We start from the raw sequence: 15,792 nt of genomic DNA on the forward strand, positions 1-15,792 counted from the left end.
TCTTACATTCAACGATTACAATGCGAGGAAAAAGAAATGGGGGATAAAATCCCCCATTGTCATACTAACCATCTGGATTATTTGGCTAATTATTCGCCAGAAGCTTGGGCTTCCGGTTGGCCATAAATCAGCATCGGCGCAGATTGGCCAGCAATAACTGACTCATCTACCACCACTTTCTCCACACTGTCCATTGACGGTAAATCGTACATGGTATCTAGCAATGCGCCCTCTACGATAGAACGCAGGCCACGAGCACCTGTTTTACGCGCCATCGCTTTCTTGGCGATTGCAGTCAACGCTTCATCGCGGAACTCAAGCTCCACACCTTCGAGATTGAACAACGCCTGATACTGTTTGGTCAGTGCGTTTTTCGGTTCTTTCAGGATCTGAATCAGCGCGTCTTCACTCAATTCACTCAGTGTTGCAACTACCGGTAAACGGCCAATAAATTCAGGGATCAAGCCGAATTTAATTAAATCTTCTGGCTCAGCCTGACTCAACAACTCGCCTTCGGTTGCTTTTTCTGACTTGCCTTTTACCGTAGCCCCGAAACCGATACCCGTTCCGGTGTTAATGCGCTGCCCGATAACTTTGTCCAGGCCGGCGAAAGCACCACCACAGATAAACAGAATTTTAGAGGTATCAACCTGCAAAAACTCCTGCTGCGGATGCTTACGGCCACCTTGTGGTGGTACGGCAGCAATCGTCCCTTCAATCAATTTCAACAGGGCCTGCTGCACACCTTCACCCGAGACGTCACGCGTGATAGACGGGTTATCAGACTTACGTGAAATTTTATCAATTTCATCGATATAGACGATACCACGTTGCGCTTTCTGCACGTCGTAATCACATTTCTGCAATAACTTCTGAATGATGTTTTCAACATCTTCGCCCACGTAACCTGCTTCAGTTAGCGTGGTCGCATCTGCCATGGTAAACGGCACATCCAGGAAACGAGCCAATGTCTCTGCCAACAGTGTTTTACCACTACCGGTTGGGCCAATCAGTAGAATATTACTTTTGCCCAGTTCGATACCATTACTGGTATCACCATTGCGCAAACGCTTATAGTGGTTGTATACCGCAACTGCCAACACTTTTTTCGCCGGTTCCTGACCGATGACATAATCATCCAGGTGATGGCGGATTTCGTGCGGCGTAGGCAGCGAACTGCGCTCCCGATGCGGGGCAACTTCTTTGATCTCTTCGCGAATAATGTCGTTACACAAATCGACACATTCATCGCAGATATACACTGACGGCCCGGCAATTAGCTTACGCACTTCATGCTGGCTTTTGCCGCAGAAAGAGCAATACAGCAGCTTTCCAGAACCGTCTTTGCGCTTATCTGTCATCAGTAAACCTCTTCTTCAGTATCTGCCACACCCGAAACTATGGTGGCAGGGAGACTATTCTCGCTATTGCTGGACGCCGCGCTAACCTTCAGCGGACAGCCGATATATCGGGTAGTTAGTGAACAATGTGCAATACAACTGTTCGATTACACGATTTGTTCTATTTACATACACTATAGTATATCGGCTCACAGAAATAAGTCGTTAGTCACGACGGGTGAACACGGAATCAACTAATCCGTATCCTACAGCCTCTTCAGCCGACAAGAAACGGTCACGTTCAGTGTCTCTCTCTATTTCTTCAAGAGATTTTCCCGTGTGAAGTGCCATCAGTTCATTCATGCGCGATTTCACTTTTAAAATCTCTCTGGCATGAATTTCAATATCTGTCGCCTGCCCCTGGAAACCGCCCAACGGTTGGTGAATCATTACCCGTGAATTCGGCAAGCAGAAACGTTTACCCTTAGCACCCGCAGTCAACAGGAACGCACCCATTGAACATGCCTGGCCCATACAGATAGTGCTGACATCAGGTTTAATGAATTGCATGGTGTCATAAATTGACATCCCAGCAGTGATCACCCCGCCTGGTGAATTGATATACAAAAAGATGTCTTTTTCTGGATTTTCTGCTTCCAGAAACAGCATCTGTGCCGTAATCAGGTTGGCCATATGGTCTTCAACCTGACCGGTCAGGAAAATAATGCGCTCTTTTAACAGACGGGAGAAGATATCGTAAGAACGCTCCCCACGTGAAGTCTGCTCAACCACCATTGGCACCAGAGCCATGTTAGGTGCAAATTGATCTCGTTCGCCACTGTATGACATTACCGTCTCCTAATAGAATTTACTTTGGCGCCATTCATAACCGATTCTACTTGAGATAAGTAATGATGACTATGTTCATGCATCAAGGTCGCGTGCAAGCCGTCTGGTTACCCAGACACATTCGACGGTGGTAATCAGCCAGTGTTTCATTAACATCTTATATGAACGTCTGTTAGGTTAATTGGGGGATTAATCGTCTTTTTCAAGCCCCTGAGCACTTTTTTTTAACCAAGCGGACGCTCATTATCTTTGCCGTAATCCTGACGCTCTATTGATTGTTCATCTGTTAAGTATTGCATTTCACTTTTCAAATATAGCGCAGATTAGGGCGAAACATGCCAGATTAATCATACTATTGAGTGATTATTGTTACAAAAAGAAAAGCCCGTAGCCAAAGGCTACGGGCTTAATCAGTCAAAAAACCGGATATACCCTTCGTATCAGGAGTTGCAGAGTGCCAGCTACCGACACTCACCCGAATCACTTTACTGCTTTAGCTCATCGGTATTTGTTCAATTGCAACCTACCTGCAACGCCAATTTTTTGGCGATATATTACATCCAGCTTGATGCGCTAAAAAACATTACGCAGCAGTGGTCTGATTCATCAGTTCACTGAAGGTAGTTGGTTTTTCAGTTACTTTGGCTTTAGCCAGCAGTGTTTCTACTGCTTGTTCTTCCAGAGCAACGTTACGCATATTGTTCATCAGCTCTTTATTTTTGCTGTAGAACTCAATCACTTCTTGTGGATCTTCGTAAGCAGATGCCATTTCTTCGATCAGTGCTTTAACGCGATCTTCATCCGCTTTCAGCTCGTGCTGGCTGATAACTTCGCCCAGCAACAAACCAACAACTACGCGACGTTTAGCTTGTTCTTCGAACAATTCACGTGGCAGTTCAGCAGCTTGTTTCTCGTTACCACCAAAACGCTGTGCAGCCTGACGGCGCAGAACGTCGATTTCACCTTCAACCAGTGCCGCTGGAACGTCAATTTCGTTAGCGCTGACCAGGCCGTCAATTGCCTGAGTTTTAACACGGTTGCGCACTGCGCCTTTCAGCTCACGCTCCATGTTTTTGCGCACTTCAGCACGCAGACCTGCTACTGAACCATCAGCAACACCGAAACGCTTGATGAATTCTTCAGTCAGTTCTGGCAGCTCACGCACTTCAACTTTCTTCAACACGATGTCAAATTTAGCTGATTTACCTTTCAGGTTTTCTGCGTGGTAATCTTCTGGGAAGTTTACGTCGATGGTGAATTCTTCACCGGCTTTATGGCCGATAACACCTTCTTCGAAACCTGGGATCATACGACCCTGGCCCATTGCCAGTACGAAATCAGACGCTTTACCACCTTCAAACTCTTCACCGTCGATAGAGCCGGTGAAATCCAGAGTTGCGCGATCTTCTGCAGTCGCAGCAGCGTCAGTTTCTTTCCAGGTAGCTTGTTGCTTACGCAGAGTTTCCAGCATGGTATCAACGTCAGCGTCGTTTACTTCAACAACTGGCTTTTCTACTTCAATGCTTTCCAGATCTTTCAGCTCAACTTCTGGGTACACTTCAAACTCAACGGAATAAGTAAAATCTTCGCCCTGCTTGAATTCACCAGGCACATAGTTTGGTGCGCCAGCTGGGTTGATTTTTTCTTTAATGATCGCATCAACGAAATTACGTTGCATCAGGTCACCCAGAACATCCTGGCGAACAGATGCGCCGTAACGCTGTTCAACGATGTTCATCGGCACATGGCCTTTACGGAAACCGTCGATACGAACACTTTTAGCGGCTTTCACTAATTCGCTTTTTACTGCTTTCTCAATGCTGTCAGCAGCAACAGTAATTGTTACACGGCGGCCAAGGCCTTGAGTGGTTTCAACAGAAACTTGCATCTTGTTACCTCAAAAAAATCACAGTGCTCGGTCAACTCCAGAAGCTGCAAACAAAGCAGCACCATTACCCTTTCAGGAATGATGCTAACTCTGAAAACACCCTCTAAGAACCGGGACGGCCGCATTATACAGAACCGAGTATCCCAGATGTCAGAAGCGTCCCGAAACCATTCCGGAAAAATAAGACGCGACATTATAGCGGCGCACAGGTTATGAGTCGAGGAAAGCAAGCGAATGTTGTCGCGGTAAAATTCACGCGTGAATCGTTCCTTCGGCTAAAACTCCTGTGGCGCACTAAGGAAATAAAGGTGTCGCCTATACAGAAACACAAACGGCCCTGAGGCCGCTTGCTAAATTCTCACCTACTAATACCCTAAATCAGGCCGGAATTACTACTGTTATCCAGCCTGTTTTGGATTAATACTGTCACTTAAGCCAATGTACCTGCTAAGCCAATGTACCTGCGCCACGACAAGATGGAGAAGTTGGTACCGTGTCTTGTAACCCCGCCCACTCTTTCAGCGTGTAGGTATGTAAGGCCAATGCATGAACAGTGCCGGCCAGCTCATCAGCCAACACACTATAAATCGCACGATGGCGGCTGAGAAAGCGCTGATCTTGAAATTTATCGCTGACGATCACAATTTTAAAATGACTTTCAGAACCGGCTGGAACATTGTGGCGATAACTTTCATTAATCACCTCCAAATGATCCGGTTCAAATGCCGCTTTTAGTTTTTCTTCAATTTGTTCCCGAATCAAAATCATCATGTTCTCCTTACCGCTGAGGCAGAAAGCTGCCCACTATCTATCTATTGCAAACCCACTATCTACTGCAATATTAGTTGATTTTCGCTGTTTTATAACATTTCAGATACAAAATATCCCGAATATCTCCCTTCTGCTCATTTAAGGTATAAGGCTAATCTGATAGTCAGGGGAAAAGGTTACTTGTAAGGTCTTTAAGCAAAATGAAAGGTCACAGGGCGAAAAATCACTTTTTTTGCTGAATTTCTCTACATCAGGATCTTCCACCAGCCAATCTCAGTGCTATGATGGCGCGACTGCACATTCGCAAAATAACATGGCAGCTATCCCGCTCTGATTATTAAAGAATTCCATAACTATTGAGAAAGTGAACATGCTAAAGAAAATTCTTTTCCCGCTGTTGGCTGTTTTTATACTGGCGGGTTGTGCTGCCAGTAACAACACTCTGAATGTCACCCCGAAGGTGGTATTACCACCGCAAGATCCAACTCTGATGGGGATTACTATCAGCATTAATGGTGCAGACCAGCGTCAAGATGCTGCACTGGCTAAAGTAAATCGTGAAGGCCAACTGGTGGTATTAACCCCATCCCGTGACCTGCGTTTCCTGTTACAGGAAGTGTTGGAAAAACAGATGACTGCTCGTGGCTATATGATTGGTACCGATGCTCCAGTTGATTTGCAGATTGTAGTAAACCAACTGTTTGCCGATGTACAGGAAGGTAACCTGCGCTACAACATCACCACTAAAGCGGATATTTCCATTACTGCGACCGCAAAAAATGGTAATAAACAGGTTAAAAACTACCGTGCCAGCTACAACGTTCAGGGCGCATTTACTGCAACTAACGAAAAAATCACCAATGCCGTTAATACTGTGTTGAGCGATGTTATTGCAGATATGGCGCAAGATACTAGCGTCAGCGGCTTTATCAAACAAAATGCCCGCTAATCGGTTGTTTGCTTAATATCATTATTACTGCTTAACAGAATGCTTTGCCCCGACCTTGGGGCAGAGCATGTAGGTCTCACATGCCCAATCGCTATTCAAACCTTTTTACCCAACGTAACTCCCTTATTCTTCTGTTGTTGGGGTTTGCTTCCGGCCTTCCTTTGGCCCTTACCGGTGGTACGCTGCAAGCATGGATGACGGTTGAGAACGTCGATCTGAAAACCATTGGTATCTTCTCTCTGGTTGGTCAGGCCTACGTCTTCAAGTTCCTCTGGTCCCCCTTGATGGACCGCTACACTCCCTCGTTTCTTGGCCGTCGGCGCGGTTGGTTGGTGATAAGCCAACTGTTTTTAATCGCCGCGATTATTGCCATGGGCTTTATGGAGCCTGCGAAGCATTTATGGTGGTTGGCGGCAATCGCCGTGTTGGTCGCCTTCTGTTCGGCATCGCAAGATATTGTTTTTGATGCCTATAAAACCGACTTGCTCACCGCAGAAGAGCGCGGTACTGGTGCCGCAGTTTCCGTGCTGGGTTATCGTCTCGCAATGCTGGTGTCTGGCGGGCTGGCGCTATGGATAGCGGATCGCTATCTTGGCTGGCAATCCACTTACTGGTTAATGGCCGGGCTAATGTTAATTGGGGTGTTTGCTACCTTATTGGCTCCTGAACCTGATATCCGTATCGCGCCACCAAAAACGTTGGAACAGGCGATCGTCGCCCCATTGCGTGATTTCTTTGGCCGCAACAATGCATGGCTGATTCTGTTGTTAATTGTGTTGTACAAAATGGGCGATGCCTTTGCCGCGAGTTTGAGTACCACTTTTCTGATCCGTGGTGTTGGGTTTGATGCCGGTGAAGTCGGGTTGGTGAATAAATCATTAGGACTGATTGCCACAATTATTGGCGCACTGTATGGCGGCCTGTTAATGCAACGCCTGAGCTTGTTCCGCGCGTTGATGATATTCGGTATTTTACAAGCTATCTCGAATGTGGGTTATTGGCTGTTATCCATCACTGACAAGAATATCTTCTCCATGGGCAGTGCCATCTTCCTGGAGAATCTGTGTGGTGGTATGGGAACTGCGGCCTTTGTCGCATTGCTGATGACACTGTGTAACAAGTCATTCTCCGCGACACAATTTGCCCTGTTATCAGCGCTGTCCGCCGTTGGGCGCGTTTATGTTGGCCCGATTGCTGGATGGTTTGTTGAAACACATGGCTGGCCATTGTTCTATCTATTCTCTATTGCGGCAGCCATTCCAGGCCTATTCCTACTGTATATTTGTCGCCAAACGCTGGAGCACACCCAGAAAACTGATGAATTTATGCCTCGAACTGCTTTTAAAACCGCTTATCGCTGGGCGCTACGCTTGTTGACGGTTGGCTGCATATTGTTAGCTATATGGCTAATTTTACTGATAAGTAACGCATTGGATTGGACCGCCGCCCCACACGTAGCTGATATGTTGTTGTTACGCGGTATTCAGCTCAGCGTCGTCGGGATGCTTCTGGGTGGAGTATTAGATTATCTGGCACTCAGGCGCGAAAAATTAGCCTAATAAACTGCATTAGATGACAAAGGCCGGTACTTATACCGGCTTTTTTTATGCCAGTAAAATAAGCCATCTGAATCCTTCCTTGCTCACTTATTGATATGAGTCACATATTTAAGTAACAGTTGCACATTGTTATTCACAAAATGAGATCCGAATCACTTTCAACTATTTATCCTTTCGTGCTGTGGGACTATGATGAGCGCACTTTTTGTTAAGGACTGTGTCCTTTTGTTTCCCCTGACATCTTTCAACTACACAGAGGCATTTATGCGTAAAATTCTTATCGGTGCGCTCGCGCTGACAACAGTCACTTTGGCTCCAGTTGCCCAAGCTGAATACCAGTGGGGTTTTGGTAATATCAGCATGAACTATCTTGACTGGACCCGAAGCACTACGCATAAATCAGGGGGTTCATCACATAAAGATGACTTCGCTTATATCGAGTTAGAAGGGGGGGCAGGTTATAGCTGGGGGGAGGTCTATGGTTTCTTTGATCTAGAAAACCCATTTAATTCAAAAACAGCACAACCCGGTGATAATCAGCGCTACACCTTTAAAACTACTGGCCGCTACTATTTAGGTGATACCGGTTTCAATCTGTACGGTCACGTCTATGGTACTTACTCACTACCGAGTGCTGAAGGTAATGATTACAGTAACTTCCACGAAGTGAACACCCTGTACGGTGTCGGCTATAACGCAACGCTAGCGGGCGTGTGGATGAAGCCTTTCGTGGCATTACATTATGTTGATCAAACCTATTATTCAGGTAATAACGGTTATGTGGTGGGTTGGGTTGCAGGTTATGACTTCACCGCGTTTGATGAAAAATTCAGTATTACCAACTGGAACGAGCTTGAATTCAACCGTGCAGAACGCTATGCCGCAGGCAATGGCGGCCGTAACGGTGTGAATGGTGCCATTTCACTGTGGTGGACACCGGTTAAGCAATTTACCACCGGTATTCAGTACCGCTATGCTTATAACAAGTTGGGGGAAGACTTTTTACAAGATGCTATCATTTACTCTATTAAATATAATTTCTAGCTAAATGATTCCGAGGTGGCTATTTAGATCACCTCGGAATATATTTTAATTTACTTTTACACCACATATTATTTACACAAAATAAGTCTATCTACGAATTTAAAATCAGTATTTCCCATGAGTAAAAGGCTAATTACTGTTGTTTTTCCTTAACATCCGCAGTCTGGCAACTATGTCCCACCGCCAACATATTGTTGCTATTAGTAAATTACCACGCAAGGCAACATCTGTGACCCCCTTAACATAAAGTGTCAACAAGCCGCTGACACAATCTTAAGCATGTTTACAGTCTTGCAACCTTCCCGTAAAATGCCCGCACACATGAAACGACAATAGAGCCCTTTTGTAATTGAGGTCGTTAGATGAGACTTAAGAAATACATTAAAAATATGGGTATGTTGTCTTTATTTGCAGCCACTGTAATGCTCAGTGGTTGCGATATGGCATTGATGAACCCCAAAGGCGCAATCGGAGTCGAACAAAAAACACTGATACTTACTGCTATCGGTTTAATGTTGATCGTCGTGGTTCCGGTTATTTTTATGGCGTTTGCTTTTGCATGGAAGTTCCGCGCGTCCAACAAAAGTGCGACCTACACCCCCAACTGGTCCCATTCCAACAAAATTGAGCTTGTTGTCTGGGCTGTTCCAATCATTATCATCGCTATTTTGGCGACGATAACCTGGAAAACCTCCCACGAACTTGACCCGTTCAAACCTATCGTAGTGGCTGGTAAAGAACCGATCACTATTGAAGTGGTTTCCCTTGACTGGAAATGGCTGTTTATCTATCCAGAACAAGGTATTGCTACAGTTAATGAACTGGCCTTCCCTACTGACGTTCCGGTGAATTTCAAAATCACTTCTAACTCAGTAATGAACTCGTTCTTTATCCCTCAGTTAGGTGGGCAGATTTATGCGATGGCCGGGATGCAAACCAAACTGCATCTGATTGCTAACGAACCTGGTAAATATAATGGTATTTCCAGTAGTTTCAGTGGCAAAGGCTTCTCTGGTATGAAATTCACTGCAATCGCAACACCGACGCAGGAAGAGTTCAACCAGTGGGTCGCACAGGTGAAAAAATCGCCGAACACCCTGAATACCACTGACGATTTCAATAAACTGGCTGAACCGAGCGAAAATAACCCGGTTGAGTATTTCTCCAATGTTAAACCGGAGCTGTTTAAAGGAATTATTGGCAAGTTTATGGGCGATATGAACATGCACCAGAAAGGCGATGATACCCATTCAGGTATGGATATGAGCCAGGGCATGGATATGGGCGAACACGCCGCTCACGCCGGAGCCGAGGAATAAAACGATGTTGGGAAAATTAACACTTGATGCGGTTCCGCTACACGAACCAATCATTATGGTTACCGTTGCTGCAATTGTCCTGGGTGGGCTGGCTCTTGTTGCTGCTCTGACCTATTTCGGCAAATGGAAATGGTTATGGAGCGAATGGCTGACTTCGGTTGACCATAAAAAAATCGGTATCATGTATATCCTGGTCGCCATGGTCATGCTGTTGCGTGGTTTTGCCGACGCTATCATGATGCGTAGCCAGCAAGCACTTGCTTCCACTGGTGAGGCCGGCTTCCTGCCACCTCATCACTATGATCAGATCTTCACCGCTCACGGCGTTATCATGATTTTCTTCATGGCGATGCCTTTTGTTGTGGGTCTGATGAACGTGGTCGTACCGCTACAAATCGGTGCTCGTGACGTTGCCTTCCCGTTCCTGAACTCATTGAGCTTCTGGTTCTTTGTGGTCGGGGTGGTGTTAATTAACATCTCTCTGGGGGTCGGTGAATTCGCGGGAACCGGTTGGTTGGCCTATCCGCCACTATCAGGTAAAGAGTACAACCCAGGTGTCGGGGTAGATTACTGGATATGGAGTCTACAAATCTCCGGTCTGGGGACCTTGTTGACCGGTGTTAACTTCTTCGCCACTATTTTGAAAATGCGTGCACCTGGCATGTCGATGATGAAGATGCCTGTCTTCACATGGGCGGCACTTTGCACCAACATTTTGATTATCGTTTCCTTCCCGATCCTGACCGTAACTGTCGCGTTACTGACTCTGGACCGTTACCTTGGCACCCATTTCTTTACCAATGATATGGGTGGCAACATGATGATGTACATCAACTTGATTTGGGCCTGGGGCCATCCAGAAGTGTACATTTTGGTCCTGCCGGTGTTCGGGGTGTTCTCCGAGGTTACTGCGACCTTCTCTAAAAAACGTCTGTTTGGTTACACCTCTTTAGTTTGGGCAACCATCGCTATCACCGTATTGTCATTTATCGTTTGGCTACACCACTTCTTTACTATGGGATCCGGTGCCAACGTTAACGCCTTCTTCGGTATAGCTACGATGATCATTTCCATCCCGACCGGGGTGAAAATCTTCAACTGGTTGTTCACCATGTATCAGGGCCGTATTCAGTTTCACTCTGCAATGCTGTGGACCATTGGCTTCATCATCACCTTCTCTATCGGTGGGATGACCGGGGTTCTGCTGGCGGTTCCAGGTGCGAACTTCGTACTGCACAACAGCCTGTTCCTGATTGCCCACTTCCATAACGTGATTATCGGTGGTGTGGTGTTCGGTTGCTTTGCTGGCCTGACTTACTGGTGGCCTAAGTCCTTTGGCTTTACGCTTAATGAGAAATGGGGTATCCGTGCCTTCTGGTTCTGGATAATCGGTTTCTTCGTAGCCTTTATGCCGCTGTATGTTCTGGGCTTTATGGGTATGACCCGTCGTCTGAGCCAAGATATCAATCCAGAATTCCACGCGATGTTGATGGTGGCTGCTGGTGGTGCAGTACTGATTGCCTGCGGTATTTTGTGTCAGGTTATTCAGGTCTTCGTCAGTATCCGTGACCGCGAACAAAATCGTGACTTGACCGGTGACCCATGGGGTGGCCGTACGCTGGAGTGGTCTACCTCTTCCCCACCGCCGTTCTATAACTTCGCCGTAGTGCCTGAAGTTGTTGACCGTGACGAGTTCTGGGATATGAAAGAGAAAGGTGAAGCGTACAAACGTCCGGCGAAATACGAAGAAATCCACATGCCGAAGAATACCGGTGCAGGTGTGATTATTGCTGGCTTCAGCTTGATCTTCGGCTTTGCCATGATCTGGTACATCTGGTGGCTGGCCATTATTGGCTTCGTCGGCATGATTGTTACCTGGATTGTGAAGAGCTTCGACGAGGATGTTGATTACTATGTGCCAGTTGCAGAAGTTGAGCGCATTGAGGATCTTCATCATGAACAAATCAGCAAAGCAGGCGTGAATCATGTCAACTGAAACTCTGACTAACCACAACGTCGCCCATGCAGAGCATGGGCATCACGATGCGGGAGCGACGAAAGTCTTCGGCTTCTGGATCTACCTGATGAGCGACTGTATTTTGTTTGCGACCTTGTTCGCAACCTATGCAGTGCTGGTAAACGGGACCGCTGGCGGTCCTTCAGGGCGGGATATCTTCGATTTGAACTTTGTTCTGGTCGAAACCTTCCTGTTGTTGTTCAGTAGTATTACTTACGGCATTGCGATGCTGGGCATGAACAAAGGCCATAAAAACCAGGTCAACACCTGGTTGGGTCTGACCTTCTTGTTCGGTCTGGGCTTTGTGGCAATGGAAATCTATGAATTCCATCACCTGATTGCTGAAGGCTATGGCCCGGATCGCAGTGCGTTCCTGTCTAGCTTCTTCGCACTGGTTGCCACCCACGGTATTCACGTTACCGCAGGTCTGGTCTGGATCATCATTATGATGATTCAAGTAGCAAAACGCGGATTGAATGAAACCAACCGCACCCGTCTGATGTGCCTGAGCTTGTTCTGGCACTTCCTGGACGTGGTGTGGATCTGCGTATTCACCGTTGTCTATCTGTTAGGAGTCATGTAATGAGTCATCCAACATCTAGTCACCCAACAACGACTCACGGTGGAGCCAGCCACGGTAGCTTGAAGTCATATCTTATTGGCTTCATTCTATCGGTGATTCTGACAGTTATTCCATTCGCTATGGTGATGAGTGGTACCGCCTCTCATACAACTATTCTGGCCACAGTGGTCGGTTTAGCTGTGGTGCAGATTATTGTGCATCTGGTGTACTTCCTGCACATGAATGGATCGTCTGAAGAACGTTGGAATCTGGTGGCGTTCCTGTTCACCGCTATGATTATCGCAATCGTTGTAGTGGGCTCACTCTGGATTATGTACAACCTCAACATCAATATGATGGTTGACTGAAGAGCTGCATGTGATGATTAAGCAATACCTGCAAGTAACTAAACCAGGAATTATTTTCGGCAATTTAATTTCTGTCGTTGGGGGATTTCTCCTCGCTTCCAAAGGCGTGATTGATTACCCCCTTTTTCTCGCCACCCTGATCGGTGTCTCGTTAGTTGTTGCCTCCGGGTGCGTATTTAACAACTATATCGACCGTGATATCGATAGCATCATGGAGAGAACGAAGAATCGTGTCCTGGTCAAAGGGCTTATCGATCCGAAAGTGAGCCTGATTTATGCGTCCGTACTGGGTATTGTTGGCATGCTGTTGCTCTACGTGGCCGCCAATCTATTAGCAATGATGCTGGCGATTATCGGTTTCGTTATCTATGTCGGGGTTTATAGCCTCTACATGAAACGCAAGTCAGTCTACGGAACATTGATCGGCAGCTTGTCAGGAGCCGCACCACCCGTAATTGGTTACTGTGCGGTCACCGGCCAGTTCGATATGGGTGCATTGATTTTGCTGCTGATTTTCAGTCTGTGGCAGATGCCGCACTCCTATGCCATCGCAATTTTCCGCTTTAAGGATTATCAGGCTGCCAACATTCCGGTTCTGCCGGTAATAAAAGGCATATCGGTCACCAAAAACCATATTACCCTGTATATTCTGGCGTTTATGGTTGCGACCCTGATGCTGACATTAAGTGGTTATGCCGGTTATAAGTATCTGGTTGTCGCAGCGGCGGTCAGTGTCTGGTGGCTGGGTATGGCATTACGTGGCTACAAAGCGACCAATGACAGCGTATGGGCGAGAAAACTCTTTGTCTTCTCAATCATTGCTATTACATCATTGAGCGTCATGATGTCAGTCGATTTCAATGTCCCTTCCTCGGTTGGATTACTGACTTACGTCGGGTAACACCTAGCGCATTGATAGACACAAATAGAGTGGCTGATGGGCCTGTTCCTGCCAGCCACTTTCTCTTTCTGCCCTACCCTGCTTTCACCTAAAATCTCGCCTGTAATACATTCTAAACATCAATAGATTTACCGGCCCCTATTAACATCATTACAATACACCCTATAGATTTCAAAGTGCGGCCAACACACCGGCACCTTGAAAGATGACGATATCGTGCAGAATGTTTTTTGAGGTGTAATGAACGACAATAAAATGACTCCGCTTGAGCTTCGGGCAACCTGGGGGCTGGGCAGCGTTTTCTCACTGCGCATGCTGGGCATGTTTATGGTTTTGCCGGTTCTCACCACCTATGGTATGGCACTGTCTGGCGCCAGCGAAGCGCTAATCGGCATAGCCATTGGCATCTACGGACTGGCTCAAGCTATTTTTCAGATCCCCTTTGGATTAGTTTCCGATCGTATTGGCCGCAAACCGCTGATCGTGGGCGGCCTGTTAATTTTTGCCCTTGGTAGTGTGATTGCTGCAATGAGTGACTCTATTTGGGGCATTATTCTGGGCCGCGCGCTACAAGGCTCCGGTGCCATTGCCGCTGCCGTCATGGCGCTGCTATCTGATTTGACCCGTGAACAAAATCGCACCAAAGCCATGGCATTTATCGGTGTCAGTTTTGGTATTACCTTTGCGATTGCCATGGTGCTCGGGCCCATCGTCACCCATGCCTTTGGCCTGCATGCCCTGTTCTGGGCTATCGCCATACTGGCGCTATTAGGGATTGTCATTACATTAGCTGTGGTGCCGGATGCTGATAACCATGTACTTAACCGCGAGTCCAGTATTGTTAAAGGTAGCGTCAGTAAGGTGTTAAGTAACAGCCGGTTGCTTAAGCTCAATTTTGGCATTATGTGCCTGCATATTTTGCTGATGTCGAGCTTTGTTGCATTACCGCAGATTATGGCCAGCGCAGGTTTAGTCCCGGCTCAACACTGGAAAGTGTATCTGGTGACAATGCTGATTTCATTCGCAGCGGTGGTGCCGTTCATTATTTATGCTGAAGTCAAACGCCGCATGAAACAGGTCTTTATGGGCTGCGTTGCGGTGCTGTTTGCCGCCGAAGTAGTGCTGTGGTCTGCCGGCCACAACCTCTGGGTGATTATTGCTGGTGTGCAATTATTCTTCATTGCGTTCAATGTGATGGAGGCTATTTTACCCTCGTTGATCAGTAAAGAGTCACCAGCCGGGTATAAAGGCACGGCAATGGGGATCTATTCCACCAGTCAATTTATTGGCGTAGCTATTGGCGGCAGCTTGGGGGGATGGCTATTTGGCATGGAAGGGGCAAGTATGGTGTTTGCTGGCGGTGCGGTGATTGCGCTCGTGTGGTTTGCAGTCAGTGCCACTATGCAAGAACCGCCCTATGTCAGTAGCCTGCGCATTACCTTATCTGAATTGGCGGTGAAAGACTCCGCATTGGAACAGCGGCTCAAGGCTCAGCCAGGGGTGACAGAAGCGGTTGTAGTGATGGCCGAACGCAGTGCATATATCAAAGTTGATACCAAACAGACTAATCGCAACCAGTTAGAGCAGTTAGTTAACGCGGTATAAGAGAGCGCTAAGGTACAAAGGCTATCAACACCTTTGTACCTGGCTCGTTAACTCAATATCAGTCGCGGAAGTTATTGAACTGGAACGGCTGCCCCAGATCAGCACCACGAATCAAGGCCATGACACTCTGTAAATCATCACGCGCCTTGCCTGTTACCCGGACTTGTTCGCCCTGAATTTGTGCCTGAACTTTCAGCTTGCTGTCTTTAATCAGCTTAACCAGCTTCTTAGCCTGGACACTTTCGATCCCTTGTTTCAGCTTGGCGTCCACACTGTAGGTTTTCCCACTGCGCTCCATCTCTTCCGGGATTTCTAATGCAGCACCTTCAATACCACGCTTGCTCAATTGAGCACGTAAGATATCCAACAACTGCTCAACCTGAAAATCAGATTCGCTGACGACTTTGATACTTTCGTTCTTTTCATTTAGCTCAAAACTCGCCGGAACATTACGAAAATCCCAACGGTTCGCCAGATCACGGGTGGCGTTTTCAACTGCGTTACGCACTTCCTGCATATCAATTTCAGATACGATGTCGAAAGATGGCATATTCCCTCCTCCTGATAAGATGACTGGCAAGCATAATAACCGCTTTATCTACGCAGACAAAGCCATGCCG

General features: G+C 46.9%; 14 protein-coding genes. 9 read left to right on the top strand and 5 right to left on the bottom strand.

Annotated elements, in window-relative coordinates; all coding sequences use genetic code 11:
• Window positions 1-89: 89 nt before the first annotated feature.
• The 4 genes from clpX to bolA all read right to left on the bottom strand — a co-directional run bounded on the left by clpX (window position 90) and on the right by bolA (window position 4,845).
• Entirely contained in the window at window positions 90-1,361 is a 1,272-nt protein-coding gene (gene clpX / locus V1952_RS01670; RefSeq protein WP_004703362.1) for an ATP-dependent protease ATP-binding subunit ClpX, read from the bottom strand.
• Window positions 1,362-1,565: 204 nt separating this feature from the next.
• Entirely contained in the window at window positions 1,566-2,189 is a 624-nt protein-coding gene (clpP, locus tag V1952_RS01675) for an ATP-dependent Clp endopeptidase proteolytic subunit ClpP (protein ID WP_005272733.1), read from the bottom strand.
• Window positions 2,190-2,772: 583 nt separating this feature from the next.
• Window positions 2,773-4,077 (bottom strand): trigger factor, encoded by a 1,305-nt coding sequence (gene tig, locus V1952_RS01680; RefSeq protein WP_083160023.1) that lies wholly within the window; start codon window positions 4,075-4,077, stop codon window positions 2,773-2,775.
• 447 nt (window positions 4,078-4,524) lie between these two features.
• The gene (gene bolA / locus V1952_RS01685; protein WP_372559839.1) at window positions 4,525-4,845 is read right to left on the bottom strand and encodes a transcriptional regulator BolA; all 321 of its coding nucleotides are present in this window, start codon (window positions 4,843-4,845) and stop codon (window positions 4,525-4,527) included.
• Between the two features lie 373 nt (window positions 4,846-5,218).
• Between bolA and V1952_RS01690 the strand changes: the two genes are divergently transcribed.
• From V1952_RS01690 to V1952_RS01730, 9 genes are all read left to right on the top strand, one after another.
• Entirely contained in the window at window positions 5,219-5,797 is a 579-nt protein-coding gene (locus V1952_RS01690) for a lipoprotein (protein WP_083160027.1), read from the top strand.
• 80 nt (window positions 5,798-5,877) lie between these two features.
• Window positions 5,878-7,356: a muropeptide MFS transporter AmpG gene (ampG, locus tag V1952_RS01695; protein ID WP_420071247.1), complete on the top strand. Its 1,479-nt coding sequence runs from the start codon at window positions 5,878-5,880 to the stop codon at window positions 7,354-7,356.
• Window positions 7,357-7,620: 264 nt separating this feature from the next.
• Window positions 7,621-8,400 (top strand): outer membrane protein OmpK, encoded by a 780-nt coding sequence (locus tag V1952_RS01700; protein ID WP_372558193.1) that lies wholly within the window; start codon window positions 7,621-7,623, stop codon window positions 8,398-8,400.
• A 362-nt stretch (window positions 8,401-8,762) separates the two neighbouring features.
• Window positions 8,763-9,719, top strand: a complete 957-nt coding sequence (cyoA, locus tag V1952_RS01705; protein ID WP_420074243.1) for a cytochrome o ubiquinol oxidase subunit II — start codon at window positions 8,763-8,765, stop codon at window positions 9,717-9,719.
• A 4-nt stretch (window positions 9,720-9,723) separates the two neighbouring features.
• The gene (gene cyoB, locus V1952_RS01710; protein ID WP_420074244.1) at window positions 9,724-11,715 is read left to right on the top strand and encodes a cytochrome o ubiquinol oxidase subunit I; all 1,992 of its coding nucleotides are present in this window, start codon (window positions 9,724-9,726) and stop codon (window positions 11,713-11,715) included.
• Window positions 11,705-12,319 carry a cytochrome o ubiquinol oxidase subunit III gene (locus V1952_RS01715; RefSeq protein ID WP_083160037.1) on the top strand — a complete coding sequence of 205 codons (615 nt, stop codon included), beginning with the start codon at window positions 11,705-11,707 and terminating at the stop codon, window positions 12,317-12,319. Before cyoB ends, V1952_RS01715 begins: the two co-directional genes overlap by 11 nt.
• The gene (locus V1952_RS01720; protein ID WP_032812973.1) at window positions 12,319-12,666 is read left to right on the top strand and encodes a cytochrome o ubiquinol oxidase subunit IV; all 348 of its coding nucleotides are present in this window, start codon (window positions 12,319-12,321) and stop codon (window positions 12,664-12,666) included. The genes V1952_RS01715 and V1952_RS01720 overlap by 1 nt, the downstream gene beginning before the upstream one ends.
• A 13-nt stretch (window positions 12,667-12,679) precedes the next feature.
• Window positions 12,680-13,567, top strand: coding sequence for a heme o synthase (cyoE, locus tag V1952_RS01725; protein WP_083160039.1), 888 nt, complete (start codon window positions 12,680-12,682; stop codon window positions 13,565-13,567).
• 240 nt (window positions 13,568-13,807) lie between these two features.
• A complete protein-coding gene (locus V1952_RS01730) occupies window positions 13,808-15,172 on the top strand; it encodes an MFS transporter (RefSeq protein WP_102970458.1) in 1,365 nt (454 codons plus the stop codon).
• A 58-nt stretch (window positions 15,173-15,230) separates the two neighbouring features.
• Here the strand turns inward: V1952_RS01730 and V1952_RS01735 are convergent, their stop codons facing one another.
• The gene (locus tag V1952_RS01735; RefSeq protein WP_083160041.1) at window positions 15,231-15,722 is read right to left on the bottom strand and encodes a YajQ family cyclic di-GMP-binding protein; all 492 of its coding nucleotides are present in this window, start codon (window positions 15,720-15,722) and stop codon (window positions 15,231-15,233) included.
• Window positions 15,723-15,792: the final 70 nt, after the last annotated feature.

This window comes from Yersinia sp. 2542 StPb PI (genome assembly GCF_048593855.1).
Taxonomy (GTDB): Bacteria; Pseudomonadota; Gammaproteobacteria; order Enterobacterales; family Enterobacteriaceae; genus Yersinia; species Yersinia enterocolitica_E.

Bases quoted from the DNA above. Each gene is read 5' to 3' on its own strand.
- clpX (WP_004703362.1), bottom strand. From the start codon at position 1,361: ATGACAGATAAGCGCAAAGACGGTTCTGGAAAGCTGCTGTATTGCTCT.
- ampG (WP_420071247.1), top strand. From the start codon at position 5,878: ATGCCCAATCGCTATTCAAACCTTTTTACCCAACGTAACTCCCTTATT.
- V1952_RS01735 (WP_083160041.1), bottom strand. From the start codon at position 15,722: ATGCCATCTTTCGACATCGTATCTGAAATTGATATGCAGGAAGTGCGT.
- V1952_RS01730 (WP_102970458.1), top strand. From the start codon at position 13,808: ATGAACGACAATAAAATGACTCCGCTTGAGCTTCGGGCAACCTGGGGG.
- cyoE (WP_083160039.1), top strand. From the start codon at position 12,680: ATGATTAAGCAATACCTGCAAGTAACTAAACCAGGAATTATTTTCGGC.
- V1952_RS01690 (WP_083160027.1), top strand. From the start codon at position 5,219: ATGCTAAAGAAAATTCTTTTCCCGCTGTTGGCTGTTTTTATACTGGCG.
- bolA (WP_372559839.1), bottom strand. From the start codon at position 4,845: ATGATTTTGATTCGGGAACAAATTGAAGAAAAACTAAAAGCGGCATTT.
- cyoB (WP_420074244.1), top strand. From the start codon at position 9,724: ATGTTGGGAAAATTAACACTTGATGCGGTTCCGCTACACGAACCAATC.
- V1952_RS01715 (WP_083160037.1), top strand. From the start codon at position 11,705: ATGTCAACTGAAACTCTGACTAACCACAACGTCGCCCATGCAGAGCAT.
- cyoA (WP_420074243.1), top strand. From the start codon at position 8,763: ATGAGACTTAAGAAATACATTAAAAATATGGGTATGTTGTCTTTATTT.
- V1952_RS01720 (WP_032812973.1), top strand. From the start codon at position 12,319: ATGAGTCATCCAACATCTAGTCACCCAACAACGACTCACGGTGGAGCC.
- tig (WP_083160023.1), bottom strand. From the start codon at position 4,077: ATGCAAGTTTCTGTTGAAACCACTCAAGGCCTTGGCCGCCGTGTAACA.
- V1952_RS01700 (WP_372558193.1), top strand. From the start codon at position 7,621: ATGCGTAAAATTCTTATCGGTGCGCTCGCGCTGACAACAGTCACTTTG.
- clpP (WP_005272733.1), bottom strand. From the start codon at position 2,189: ATGTCATACAGTGGCGAACGAGATCAATTTGCACCTAACATGGCTCTG.